11 protein-coding genes are annotated in these 12,033 nt (G+C 64.5%); 8 read left to right on the top strand and 3 right to left on the bottom strand.

The window, feature by feature from the left end:
• Positions 1 to 98 precede the first annotated feature (98 nt).
• From J2Z17_RS22975 to J2Z17_RS22940, 8 genes are all read left to right on the top strand, one after another.
• Positions 99 to 1,535: a glutamine synthetase family protein gene (locus J2Z17_RS22975; protein ID WP_209948758.1), complete on the top strand. Its 1,437-nt coding sequence runs from the start codon at positions 99 to 101 to the stop codon at positions 1,533 to 1,535.
• A 21-nt stretch (positions 1,536 to 1,556) separates the two neighbouring features.
• Positions 1,557 to 2,843 carry an NAD(P)/FAD-dependent oxidoreductase gene (locus tag J2Z17_RS22970; protein ID WP_209948756.1) on the top strand — a complete coding sequence of 429 codons (1,287 nt, stop codon included), beginning with the start codon at positions 1,557 to 1,559 and terminating at the stop codon, positions 2,841 to 2,843.
• Positions 2,844 to 2,869: 26 nt separating this feature from the next.
• A complete protein-coding gene (locus tag J2Z17_RS22965) occupies positions 2,870 to 3,274 on the top strand; it encodes a hypothetical protein (protein WP_209948754.1) in 405 nt (134 codons plus the stop codon).
• A 389-nt stretch (positions 3,275 to 3,663) separates the two neighbouring features.
• On the top strand, positions 3,664 to 4,059 hold the full coding sequence (locus J2Z17_RS22960; RefSeq protein ID WP_209948752.1) for a hypothetical protein: 396 nt from the start codon (positions 3,664 to 3,666) through the stop codon (positions 4,057 to 4,059).
• Positions 4,060 to 4,144: 85 nt separating this feature from the next.
• Positions 4,145 to 5,617 (top strand): glucose-6-phosphate dehydrogenase, encoded by a 1,473-nt coding sequence (gene zwf / locus J2Z17_RS22955; protein WP_209948749.1) that lies wholly within the window; start codon positions 4,145 to 4,147, stop codon positions 5,615 to 5,617.
• 19 nt (positions 5,618 to 5,636) lie between these two features.
• The gene (gene pgl, locus J2Z17_RS22950) at positions 5,637 to 6,335 is read left to right on the top strand and encodes a 6-phosphogluconolactonase (protein ID WP_209948747.1); all 699 of its coding nucleotides are present in this window, start codon (positions 5,637 to 5,639) and stop codon (positions 6,333 to 6,335) included.
• A gap of 104 nt (positions 6,336 to 6,439) precedes the next feature.
• Positions 6,440 to 8,257 (top strand): phosphogluconate dehydratase, encoded by a 1,818-nt coding sequence (gene edd, locus J2Z17_RS22945; protein WP_209948745.1) that lies wholly within the window; start codon positions 6,440 to 6,442, stop codon positions 8,255 to 8,257.
• Between the two features lie 58 nt (positions 8,258 to 8,315).
• On the top strand, positions 8,316 to 9,509 hold the full coding sequence (locus tag J2Z17_RS22940; protein WP_209948743.1) for an APC family permease: 1,194 nt from the start codon (positions 8,316 to 8,318) through the stop codon (positions 9,507 to 9,509).
• 10 nt (positions 9,510 to 9,519) lie between these two features.
• On the opposite strand, the gene J2Z17_RS22935 is transcribed toward J2Z17_RS22940, so the two are convergent.
• Genes J2Z17_RS22935 through acuR form a run of 3 tightly spaced genes read right to left on the bottom strand, consistent with a single transcriptional unit; the run spans position 9,520 to position 11,928 of the window.
• Positions 9,520 to 10,239, bottom strand: a complete 720-nt coding sequence (locus tag J2Z17_RS22935) for a dimethylsulfonioproprionate lyase family protein (RefSeq protein WP_209948740.1) — start codon at positions 10,237 to 10,239, stop codon at positions 9,520 to 9,522.
• A gap of 38 nt (positions 10,240 to 10,277) precedes the next feature.
• The gene (gene acuI / locus J2Z17_RS22930; protein WP_209948738.1) at positions 10,278 to 11,270 is read right to left on the bottom strand and encodes an acrylyl-CoA reductase (NADPH); all 993 of its coding nucleotides are present in this window, start codon (positions 11,268 to 11,270) and stop codon (positions 10,278 to 10,280) included.
• The gene (acuR, locus tag J2Z17_RS22925; protein ID WP_209948736.1) at positions 11,263 to 11,928 is read right to left on the bottom strand and encodes an acrylate utilization transcriptional regulator AcuR; all 666 of its coding nucleotides are present in this window, start codon (positions 11,926 to 11,928) and stop codon (positions 11,263 to 11,265) included. Before acuR ends, acuI begins: the two co-directional genes overlap by 8 nt.
• Between the last annotated feature and the right edge of the window lie 105 nt (positions 11,929 to 12,033).

The raw sequence follows: 12,033 nt of genomic DNA, 5'->3' as shown, positions 1-12,033 counted from the left end.
TCTTTTTTCATTCGCCGCTCAAAGTCAATTGCCGATACCCCCTCCCAAATCACTGATCTGTCGTTATGATGGCGCCATCAACAATGAACTGGTGAGACATGCCTCCTAAAAAACATATGCTCAGACCCCAAGGCGCGGCATCGAAGAAGGTATCCGTCCCCCCAGCCCTGAAATCCTCCCGCGGCGTCAAGAGCTGGAAGGAAGCCGCTGCGTGGCTGAGAGCCCGCGGCATCGAGGACATCGAATGCATCACGCCGGATCTCGCCGGCGTGGCGCGCGGCAAGATGATGCCGAGTTCGAAATTCACCTCCAATACCTCGCTCGCCTTGCCCTCGGCGCTCTACCGCCACACGATTTCGGGCGACTATCCCGACGAGACGGAAAGCTTCCGCTATGAGGCCCGCGACAGCGACCTGAAGCTCGAGCCCGACCTTTCCACCCTTTCCGTCGTGCCGTGGGAAACCGATCCGACCGCCCAGGTGATCTGCGATGTCGTCGATACCGACGGCGAAAGCGTGCCTTATGCGCCACGCAACGTGTTGAAGAACATCGTGGCACTCTATGCCGAACGCGGCTGGAAGCCGGTGGTCGCCCCGGAGATCGAATTCTACCTGGTGGCGATGAACGATGATCCGGACTATCCGCTGCGCCCGCCCAAGGGCCGTTCCGGCCGCTCCATCCTCGGCGGCCAGAGTTATTCGATCGCCGGCATCAACGAATTCGACGAACTGATCGACGACATCTACCACTTCTCGGAAAAACAGGGGCTGGAGATCGACACCCTGATCCACGAGGAGGGCCCGGCCCAGCTCGAGATCAATCTGCGCCACGGCGATCCCGTGGCGCTTGCCGACCAGGTCTTCCTGTTCAAGCGGACGATCCGCGAGGCGGCCCTCAAGCACGGCATCTACGCCACCTTCATGGCCAAGCCGATGCAGCGCCAGCCGGGCTCGGCCATGCATATCCACCAGTCGGTGATCGACGAGGCGACGGGCAAGAACATCTTCTCCAACGCCGACGGCACCCCGTCGCAGGAATTCTTCCACTTCATCGGCGGCATGCAGAAATACGTGCCGAGCTCGCTGGTCATGCTGGCGCCCTATGTGAATTCCTATCGCCGCCTGACGCCCGACATGGCCTGCCCGGTCAACAATGCCTGGGGCTATGACAACCGCACCACCGCTTTCCGCGTGCCGCTGTCGGATCCGCAGGCCCGGCGTGTCGAAAACCGGCTGCCGAGTTCGGACGCCAATCCCTATCTCGCCCTCGCCTCCTCGCTTGCCGCCGGCTATCTCGGCATCAAAAAGGAGATCGAGCCGACCGAGCCGACGGCCGAGACGGCCAACGAAGGCTCGATCGACCTGCCGCGCGGCCTGCTCGAGGCCGTCGCGCTGCTGGAAGGCGAACCGGATTTTCTCGAAGTCTTCGGCAAGGAGTTCATCGGCATCTATGCGGGCGTCAAGCGCGGCGAGTTCGAGACCTTCATGCAGGTGATCAGCCCCTGGGAACGCGAATTCCTGCTGCTCAACGTCTGACCCCCATCCCAAGGAGTGCCCATGGCCTGGCAAAGCCCGATTGCGCCGGGAATTTCCCTCTATCAGGAGACCGCCGGCGAGCGCCCCGCATATCCCGCCCTCGACGGATCGAAGACCACCTCGGTCGCGATCATCGGCGGCGGCTTCACCGGCCTGCAGGCAGCCGTGACGCTGGCCGCAGCCGGCACGCCGGTGGTGCTGATCGACGGCGCCCGTTTCGGCGATGGCGCCTCGGGGCGCAATGGCGGGCAGATGGGTACCGGCCAGCGCGCCTACCCGGACGAACTGGAGGAAGAGCTCGGCTTCGAACGCTCCAAGGCACTGTTCGATCTCGCCGAGAACGCCAAGCGCCACCTGCTCGACTTCGCCACGGCGAACGCCATCGATATCGACTACATGCCCGGCCAGCTGAATGTCGAGCACAAGCCGGGCAACGAGAAGGACTATCGCGAGACGGTGGAGACCATGGCCACGCGCTACGGCTATCCGCATATCAGCTACATGGACCGCGAGGAGACGGCAATGCGCGTCGGCTCGACCCATTATCATTGCGGCACGCGCGATGTCGGCACCGGCCACATCCACCCGCTGAAACTGCTGATCGGGCTGGCAAAGGCGGCAAAGGCTGCCGGTGCGGACCTTTACGAGATGACCAAGGCGACCGCTCTGCGCCAGGCCTCCGGCAAGACGATCATCGAGACGGCCAACGGCACGATCACCGCCGAGCGGGTGCTGATCGCCACAAACGGCTATATCGGCGATCTGGAGCCGGTGACCGCCGCCCATGTCATGCCGATCCGCTCGTTCATCGGCGCCACCGTGCCGCTCGACGCCTTCCCCTCCGTCATCCCGGGCTCCGAGGCGATCGCCGACTCGCGCTTCGTCGTGCGCTATTGGCGCAAGACCAAGGATGGACGCCTGCTGTTTGGCGGGCGCGAGGCCTATACGTCCGATACCCCGCGCGACATTTCCATCCATATCCGCCGGCAGATCGCCGAGCTCTACCCGGCGCTGGAAAACATCGAGATCAGCCATGGCTGGGGCGGATCGGTGGCGATCACCATGCCGCGCAAGCCGTTTGCCCGCGAGGTCATGCCCGGCGTCACCTCGATCGGCGGCTATTCCGGCCACGGCGTCATGCTGTCGAACTATTGCGGCAAGCTCTGGGCCGATCAGGTGCTCGGCCGCTCCACCGAACTCGACCTGCTGAAGGACCTCAAGGTCGGCGCCTTCCCGGGCGGCGCGGCCCTGCGCAAGCCGCTGCTCTTCCTGGCGCTCACCTGGTATGCAATGAGGGACCGGGTTTGAGCGAGTCATACCGGAGAACAGCCTCTATGAACAACATGTCCCCGAACGAACTGAGCCACTACCTTCATGACATCCGTGAATTTCTAGACCATCACTCTGACGAGGAAATCAGGAATGCCATCGCTTCTGAAGATTTTTCCAATCTGATCCATGTCCCGGAGAATGTCAGGCGGCGCATTTCGAGCCACCCCAACCTCTGGAACGATATCTGGTGGTATGTGGAGATCAGAGCGGATCTGCGGGTCGAAGATTTCCCCTGTGTTCACATCGCTTATGCGACCAGCCCGAAGGCGGGTTGCGTGATCTGTCGATTCCACGACGTCTACCTCGTCAATTTTGCTGGCAAACAAAACGAGGGCATCGTCATCGGCTATTGCCCCTGGTGCGCCGAGCCTCTCAACGTGAACGCAATAAGCAAAGCAACAGGCTGAGTACGAACGCAGGCTCCATCACAATGCTCGCGTCTACCTTAACGCAGGCCGAAAACTGTTTACCTCAGCGCCCGGCGATTGTAAGCCGAACCGGCGTGGATGCGCATCCACAGTCTGAGATCGATCGCGGTCTCGATCCCGTTTGGCCCCCTCAGACAAAGCAGATTTTTATGCGGAATGCTGGCTTTCTCAAGAATCTGAACTGATGATGATTAAGGGGAGTCCTAAAAGACCAGCCAAATCATTGCCGTAGAACCGTTCGATTACTTCGCTTTTAGCGGTACCGGCGACCTCAAGGTCGGCGCCTTCCCGGGCGGCGCGGCCCTGCGCAAGCCGCTGCTCTTCCTGGCGCTCACCTGGTATGCACTCCGGGACCGGGTCTGAGTGACATGGAGGCTGCGGACGTCGTCTGCATCGCCCGTTGCCACAGTCTCTCCGACTGGGCCGTCACGCGCTCCTTTCTCGAGGCGCACGAGGTCTTCGTCGTCGATTGCGGCCTTCATCACGCCACGGTCAACTGGCAATGGATGACGGCGCTGAACGGCATCGGCATTCTCGTGCCCGCGTGGCAGTCGGAGCTCGCCCGGTCGCTGCTTCAGACGGTGGATGCTGCCGGAGCGGATGCGCCTGTTGCACTGCGGCGAAAATGGTGGCAGATCGACGGACGGGATATCGGCCATATCCTCCTGTTTCTTGCCTTCGGGCTCGTTCCTCCGGACAGTGGCCGCGCCGTCCTCAGATCCCCCTCCGTCACGCGTCTCGAAGGGGCCTTCATCGAAAGATGAAACGATTTTCATCGATCGGTTCTGGCTTTCTTAAATCGATTAGATTACAAGAGCCCGAACTGATGCGGATTAAGGGAAGTCCTCCATGACCAGCCAAATCATTCCCGTGGAACCGTTCGATTACGTCGTTTTTGGCGGTACCGGGGATCTCGCCGAGCGCAAGCTTCTGCCTGCGCTCTATCATCGCCAGGTCGAGGGTCAGTTGACCGACCCCACCCGCATCATCGGCGCTTCCCGCACGCCGATGTCCGATGAAGACTATCGCAAATATACCCAGAAGGCCTTGAAAGAGCACCTGAAGGAAGGCGAATACGACAAGGACGAAGTCGCCAAGTTCTGTGCCCGCGTTCACTATGTCTCGGTCGACGCCAAGTCCGACCAGGGCTGGGACGACCTCAAGAAGCTGCTCGACAGCGGCAAGGATGTGGTGCGCGCCTTCTACCTCGCCGTGGCCCCGGGGATCTTCGGCGACATCGCCGACAAGATCAAATCGCACAAGCTGATCACCAGCTCGACCCGCATCGTCGTCGAGAAGCCGATCGGTCGCGATCTGGCATCGGCGCGCACGCTGAACGACAATATCGGCAAGGTGTTCAAGGAAGAGCAGATCTTCCGTATCGACCACTATCTCGGCAAGGAGACGGTGCAGAACCTGATGGCGCTGCGCTTTGCCAATGCGCTCTACGAGCCGCTGTGGAACTCCGCCCATATCGACCATGTGCAGATCACGGTGGCGGAATCGGTCGGGCTGGAAGGCCGCGTCGGCTATTATGACAAGGCCGGCGCGCTGCGCGACATGGTGCAGAACCACATATTGCAGCTCCTCTGCCTGGTGGCCATGGAGCCCCCGGCCTCGATGGACGCCGAGGCCGTGCGCGACGAAAAGCTGAAGGTGCTGCGCTCGCTGAAGCCGATCGTCGACGGCGATGTCGAGAAGTACACGGTGCGCGGCCAGTACCGCGCCGGCGCCTCTGCCGGCGGCCCGGTCGACGGCTACCTGGAAGAACTCGGCGAAGCCTCCGATACCGAAACCTTCGTCGCCATCAAGGCCGAGATCGGCAACTGGCGCTGGGCCGACGTGCCCTTCTACCTGCGCACCGGCAAACGGCTGGCGAGCCGCATGTCGGAAATCGTCATCACCTTCAAGCCGATCCCGCATTCGATCTTCGACGATGCGGCCGGCCGCGTGGCCGCAAACCAGCTGGTCATCCGCCTGCAGCCCGACGAGGGCGTGCGCCAGTGGCTGATGATCAAGGATCCGGGCCCGGGCGGCATGCGCCTGCGCCATGTGTCGCTCGACATGAGCTTTGCCCAGGCCTTCGGCGTGCGCAGCCCGGACGCCTATGAGCGGCTGCTGCTCGACGTGATCCGCAACAACCAGACGCTGTTCATGCGCCGCGACGAGGTCGAGGCCGCCTGGACCTGGGTCGATCCGATCCTCAAGGGCTGGGAACAGACCGGGCAGAAGACCCAGGGCTATACCTCCGGCACCTGGGGTCCGAGCCAGGCCATCGCGCTGATCGAGCGCGACGGGCGCACCTGGCACGAAGTCGACTAGGAAGGGACGGAAGAGCGATATGGCCAGCACCCTGAACAGCTTCGAACATCGCAGCGCACTCGCAGCCGGTCTCGCAGACCGGGTCGCCACCCAGTTGACGGCCGGCATCGAGACCCGCGGATCCGCAACGCTTGCCGTTTCGGGCGGCTCGACGCCGAAGGCGTTTTTCGAGGCGTTATCGACCCGCGACATCGACTGGGCCAAAGTCACCGTGACGCTGGTCGACGAGCGCTATGTGCCGGCCGACAATCCACGCTCCAACCACCTGCTGGTGGCCGAGCACCTGCTGCAAAACAAGGCGGCCGAAGCCGCCTTCATCCCGCTCTACCGGGACGACCAGGATGTCGAGCGCGCCGCCGAAGGCGTCACCGTCGACATGGCCTCGCTTGGCCATCCCTTCGACGTCGTCGTGCTCGGCATGGGCGGGGACGGCCACACCGCCTCCTTCTTCCCCGGCGGCGATCATCTGGGCCAGGCGCTCGACCTCTCCCTGCCGCCGCGCGTTTTCGCCATGCAGGCCGAGGGTGCCGGCGAGCCGCGGCTGACGTTTTCCTTCTCCGCCCTTCACGACGCCCGTCTTCTGGTGCTTCATATCGAAGGCAATGAAAAGAAGGCCGTGCTCGAGACAGCACTGGCCGGCACGGATGAGGCAGACATGCCGATCCGCGCACCGCTCTTGCGGGCGGCTTCGCCCGTCGAGATCTACTGGGCGCCTTGAACGCGTGCCCGACCGCGCCGCGACGGATGAGCGGCAACATCACCGCGCTGTAAGCCGGGCGCCCAACAAGCGACGCCTGCCCGCGACCTAAGGAGGATTGAGCCATGACAGCCGATCGCCGCATCGAAGAGATCACCCGCCGCATCGTCGAACGCTCCAGGCCGAGCCGCGAACCCTATCTCGAACGGGTCCGCGCCGCGGCCATCAAGGGCGTCCACCGCTCGGTGCTGTCCTGCGGCAATCTCGCCCACGGCTTTGCCGTCTGTTCCCCCGCCGAGAAGGACGCGCTGTCGGGCGACGTCGTCCCCAATCTCGGCATCATCACGGCCTATAACGACATGCTCTCGGCCCATCAGCCGTTCGAGACCTTTCCGGAGATGATCCGCGAGGCCGCGCGCCAGGTCGGCGGCGTGGCGCAGGTGGCCGGAGGCGTGCCGGCGATGTGCGACGGTGTGACCCAGGGCCAGCCGGGCATGGAACTGTCGCTGTTTTCCCGCGATGTGATCGCGATGGCGGCCGGCATCGGCCTCTCCCACAACATGTTCGATGCCGCCGTCTTCCTCGGCGTCTGCGACAAGATCGTGCCGGGCCTCGTCATCGCCGCGCTGACCTTCGGTCACCTGCCGACGATCTTCATCCCCGCCGGGCCGATGACATCCGGCCTGCCGAACGACGAGAAGGCCCGCGTGCGCCAGCTCTATGCCGAGGGCAAGGTCGGTCGCGCCGAACTGCTGGAGTCGGAATCGAAGTCCTATCATGGCCCCGGCACCTGCACCTTCTATGGCACCGCCAATTCCAACCAGATGCTGATGGAAATCATGGGCCTGCATATGCCGGGCGCCTCCTTCATCAACCCGAACACGCCGCTGCGCGACGCGCTGACCAAGGAAGCGGCCAAGCGGGCGCTCGCCATCACCGCGCAGGGCAACGAGTTCACCCCCGTCGGCGAAATGATCGACGAGCGCTCGATCGTCAACGGCGTCGTCGGCCTGCATGCGACAGGCGGCTCGACCAATCACACGCTGCACCTCGTCGCCATGGCCCGCGCGGCCGGCATCCAGCTGACCTGGCAGGATATCTCCGATCTCTCCGACATCGTGCCGCTGATGGCCCGCGTCTATCCGAACGGGCTTGCCGACGTGAACCATTTCCATGCCGCCGGCGGCATGGGCTTCCTGATCAAGCAACTGCTGAAGAGCGGCTACCTGCATGACGACGTGCGCACCGTCTATGGCCAGGGGCTTGCCGCCTATGCCATCGATCCGAAGCTTGCCGAAGACGGCACCGTGCAGCGCGATCCGTCGCCGGAGGAATCCGGCAATCCGAAGGTGCTGGCGAAAGCCGGCGAGCCCTTCCAGGCAAACGGCGGACTGAAGATGCTGACCGGCAATCTTGGCCGGGCCGTCATCAAGATCTCCGCCGTCAAGCCGGAGCGCCATGTGATCGAGGCGCCGGCGATCGTCTTCCACGACCAGGAGGAACTGCAGGCTGCCTTCAAGCGCGGCGAACTCGACCGCGACTTTATCGCCGTCGTCCGCTTCCAGGGCCCCAAGGCCAACGGCATGCCGGAACTGCACCGGCTGACCACGCCGCTCGGCGTGCTGCAGGACCGCGGCCACAAGGTGGCGCTGGTCACCGACGGGCGCATGTCGGGCGCCTCCGGCAAGGTGCCGGCGGCGATCCACCTGACGCCGGAGGCCGTCGATGCCGGTCCCGTGTCGAAGATCGAGACCGGCGACATCCTGCGCCTCGATGCCACGACCGGAAAGCTCGAAGTGCTGGTCGAAGAGGCCGAGTTTGCCGCCCGCACGCCTGCGACACCGGACCTTTCCGGCAATGAATACGGCATGGGCCGCGAACTTTTCGCGCCGCTTCGCCGTCTGGCCGGAACCGCGGACATGGGTGCCAGCGTTCTCTACTGAGACCCCCATGACCCGGTCGCGGTTCACCGCAGCCGGGACGCACGCACAGGACCGCTGAATGCTGGATATCGCCCTCGTCGTCATCGTCATCGTCACGGGGGCGATCCTCCTTTGGCCACGGGTGTCGAAAGCCCCGCTCTGGCGCGCCACCATCACGCCGCTGGCCTCGATCATCGGCTCGGGCTTTCTGGTGCTCGGTCCGATCCTCGACAACAGCTATGGCCATCTGGCGCCGCTGGTGATGGCGGCGCTCTGCCTCGTCGCCTATCTCTTCGGCTTTGCCGTGCGCTACAACATCGCCGTCATCGACGAGGGCGAGGACAAGCGCGGACCGATGGAACAGCGGCTCGACACCCTCTCCTCCTGGGTGCTCGCCTTCGCCTATGTCATCTCGGTCAGCTATTATCTCAACCTTTTCGGCGCCTTCGGCGTCAGCCTGACGCCGGTCGACGGCAAGATTGCGGCCCGCATCCTCACGACCGCGGTGTTCGTCGCCATCCTCGGCGTCGGCTGGTTCTACGGTTTCAAGGCGATGGAGCGGATGGAGCAGATCTCGGTCGGCATCAAGCTTGCGATCATCGCGGCCCTGCTGGCAGGCCTTGGCTGGTACTTCTTCGGCCATGTCTCCGCGGGCACGCTGATCTTCAATCCGCCCACCCTGTCGGGCCTGCATGCCATCACCCTCGGCTTCGGGCTGATCGTCACGGTGCAGGGCTTCGAGACATCGCGCTATCTCGGCAATACTTATGACGCCCGGACCCGCATCCGCTCGATGCGGCTGTCGCAATGGCTGTCGACGGCGATCTACATGGTCTACATCGTCTTCCTGTCCTATGTCTTTGCCAAGGGCGATTTCGCGCTCACCGAGACGGCGATCATCGACATGATGCAGGTGGTGGCGCCGATCCTGCCGGCCCTGCTGGTGCTGGCAGCGCTGTCTGCCCAGTTTTCCGCCGCCGTCGCCGACACCAGCGGTTCGGGCGGCCTGATCGCCGAGCAGACCGCCGGCCGCGTGCCGGAACCGGCCGCCTATGCCCTGCTGGTGGTGATCGGCATTCTGCTGACCTGGACGCTCGACGTCTTCGAGATCATCTCCTATGCCTCGCGCGCCTTTGCGCTCTACTACGCCATCCAGGCCGCCGTGGCCGCCACCGCGGCCAATCGCAAGGGCCACCGGAAGCTCTCGATCGCGCTGCTGGCGCTTGCCATCTTCGGCGCGCTGATCTTCCTGTTCGGCGAACCGGCGGAATGACGAGCAGACGTCAGATGCCGTTCGCCGCCCGCGCCTTGCGGGTGGCCGTCAGCTTCATGCCCGGCGCGCTCAGCCGCTCGCTCGGCCCCACCCATGCATAGGCCAGCAGGCAGGGATCCTGATCGCCGGTGGTGATCCGGTGTTCGTCGCCGGGCTTGTTGAGGATCAGCGATCCCGGCGCGTAGACGGCGGCGTCATTCTCCGACCAGGCGCCGGCAACCGAGATATAGCTTTCCTCGATGTCGCGGTGGCTGTGCTGCGGATAGGTGGTGTTGGGTGCAAACAGCACGAAACCGAGGATCAGCTGGTCGGCACGCACCGGTCCCTGCGGCCCCAGCACTTCGCTATAGGCATATTTCTGCGCCAGGGCCTTCGGCAGCTTTTCATAGCCGTATTCCCAGGCCAGGCCGCCACGGACTTCCCGCAGCGCCCGGGCCATGCCCTGCATCGCACCGCGTTCGCCCAGATCCAGCGCCCGGCCGAGATGGGCCGTCACCGGTCGCGTCACCGGTTCACGCCGGGTGATCGGCGGATTGGCGGCGATCACCGCCGAGAGGGTGTCGCGGACGCGTTTGCGGTGGGCCCGGATGGAGGCGCTGCCGCCGGCCGAGCCGTGGCGGTAGAGCGCCTCGAATTCCCGCAGCAGATAAAGCCAGTCCGGCATCTCCTTCAGGCGCGGGAGATTTTCGTTCGTCTCGGCAGCGGCAGGGGGGATCGACGTGTCGCTCATGGGATCATCCGGCAAAAGGAGGACGTAAAAAAACAGCGTCAGGCGATATCGGGTGCGATCGGCACGACGATCCGCCCGCGGATCTCGCCGGAGAGGAATTTTGGTGCCATCTCGATGACGCGATCCAGCGGGATTTCCGTGGTCATCGCCTCCAGATGCGCAAGGTCGAGATCGAGCGCAAGCCGGCGCCAGGCTTCCATCCGCTCCGGCTTCGGGCAGGTGACCGAATTGATGCCGGCAAGGGTCACGCCCCTCAGGATGAACGGCGCCACGGTGGTCGGCAGATCCATCCCGGCCGCCAGTCCGCAACAGGCGACCACGCCGCGGGATTTCGTGGCCGCGAGCACGTTGGCAAGCACCGTGCTGCCGGCGACGTCGATCGCGCCGGCCCAGCGTTCGCGGGCCAGCGGCTTGCCCTTCTGCGACAGCTCGGCGCGGTCGATGACATGCGAGGCCCCGAGCGCCTCGAGATAGGACGCCTCGCTCGTCCGGCCGGTCACGGCGGCAACCTCGTAGCCCTTGCGCGCCAGAAGCGTCACCGCCACGCTGCCGACGCCGCCCGCGGCCCCGGTCACCACCACCTCGCCGGCATCCGGCGTCACGCCATGCGCCTCCAGCGCCAGAAGGCACAGCATGGCGGTATAGCCCGCGGTGCCGATCGCCATTGCCTGCCTTGCGCTCAGCCCGTCCGGCAGCGGCACCAGCCAGTCGCCGTTCACCCGCGCCTGCGCGGCCAGGCCGCCCCAATGGGTCTCGCCGACGCCCCAGCCGTTCAGCACCACGCGGTCGCCGGGCCTGAAATCGGGATGGGCGCTCTCGGTGACGACGCCGGCAAAATCGATGCCCGGCACCATCGGAAAGGCCCGGACCACCGGCGAGGCACCGGTGATCGCCAGCGCATCCTTGTAGTTCAGCGTCGACCAGGCGATGTCGACCAGCACATTGCCGTCGGGCAGGTCCGCGGTCGCGAGGGCGCGGATCGCCACCTGCTGTGCCTCCCCGGTCTTGTCGATGAAGATTGCCTCACCCATCGCGGGCCTCCCTGGTTGCTAGATGTCGGAAGAAAAGATCGGCAAACAGCCGCAGCGGCTCGGCGCGCCGCTCCAGCTTGGCGCGCAGTACGGCGCCCTCCCAGCCGATCCAGAAATAGGTGGCAAGCGCTGCCGGATCGTGATGCGGCGCGATCTCGCCGGCCGCCCTCGCCTCTTCGAGACAGCGGGTGGTGCGCGCCTGCCAGTCCTCGAAAATGGCGATCAGCCGGGCGCGATAGGCTTCGGGCAACGTGCCCATCTCCTGCCCCAGATTGCCGACGAGGCAGCCGCGTCGGAAGTCATGCCGCGCCATCCCCTCTTCCGCTTTCTTCGTGAAATGGCGCAGGCGGTCGAGTGGCCCCAGGGTCGGATCGAGCAGCGACCGGTCCAGACGTTCGACGAAATAGCCGTGATAGGCCTCGATCAGCGCGGCACCGAAGGCCTGCTTGGTGCGGAAATAATGGTAGAAACTGCCCTTCGGCACACCGGCATGGCGCAGGATCTCGTCGATCGCGATGGCCGAATAGCCGGTCTCCGTCAGATGCACGAGACCGCTGCGCATCAGTCGCCGATGCGCCTCGGCATCCGCCGGCGCGCGTCTCGGACGGCCGCGCCTGCGCTCGGTCGACGGTTCGGTCTGGTCAGAAGTGCTACGCATGTCCAATTACTAGACCGGATCGACCAGAAAATAAAGCGGCCCTTTGAAGGACACCGAACACGGAAAAAGGCGGACCGGTTTGGCCCGCCTTTTCTGTTTCCCTGC

The organism is Heterorhizobium halophytocola (genome assembly GCF_017873095.1).
Taxonomy (GTDB): Bacteria; Pseudomonadota; Alphaproteobacteria; order Rhizobiales; family Rhizobiaceae; genus Allorhizobium; species Allorhizobium halophytocola.
This window is presented reverse-complemented; position numbering and strand designations above follow the sequence as displayed.

What these genes read in the sequence shown, in the direction of transcription:
- J2Z17_RS22975 (WP_209948758.1), top strand. Translation starts at nt 99, where the DNA reads ATGCCTCCTAAAAAACATATGCTCAGACCCCAAGGCGCGGCATCGAAG.
- J2Z17_RS22970 (WP_209948756.1), top strand. Translation starts at nt 1,557, where the DNA reads ATGGCCTGGCAAAGCCCGATTGCGCCGGGAATTTCCCTCTATCAGGAG.
- J2Z17_RS22965 (WP_209948754.1), top strand. Translation starts at nt 2,870, where the DNA reads ATGAACAACATGTCCCCGAACGAACTGAGCCACTACCTTCATGACATC.
- J2Z17_RS22960 (WP_209948752.1), top strand. Translation starts at nt 3,664, where the DNA reads ATGGAGGCTGCGGACGTCGTCTGCATCGCCCGTTGCCACAGTCTCTCC.
- zwf (WP_209948749.1), top strand. Translation starts at nt 4,145, where the DNA reads ATGACCAGCCAAATCATTCCCGTGGAACCGTTCGATTACGTCGTTTTT.
- pgl (WP_209948747.1), top strand. Translation starts at nt 5,637, where the DNA reads ATGGCCAGCACCCTGAACAGCTTCGAACATCGCAGCGCACTCGCAGCC.
- edd (WP_209948745.1), top strand. Translation starts at nt 6,440, where the DNA reads ATGACAGCCGATCGCCGCATCGAAGAGATCACCCGCCGCATCGTCGAA.
- J2Z17_RS22940 (WP_209948743.1), top strand. Translation starts at nt 8,316, where the DNA reads ATGCTGGATATCGCCCTCGTCGTCATCGTCATCGTCACGGGGGCGATC.
- J2Z17_RS22935 (WP_209948740.1), bottom strand. Translation starts at nt 10,239, where the DNA reads ATGAGCGACACGTCGATCCCCCCTGCCGCTGCCGAGACGAACGAAAAT.
- acuI (WP_209948738.1), bottom strand. Translation starts at nt 11,270, where the DNA reads ATGGGTGAGGCAATCTTCATCGACAAGACCGGGGAGGCACAGCAGGTG.
- acuR (WP_209948736.1), bottom strand. Translation starts at nt 11,928, where the DNA reads ATGCGTAGCACTTCTGACCAGACCGAACCGTCGACCGAGCGCAGGCGC.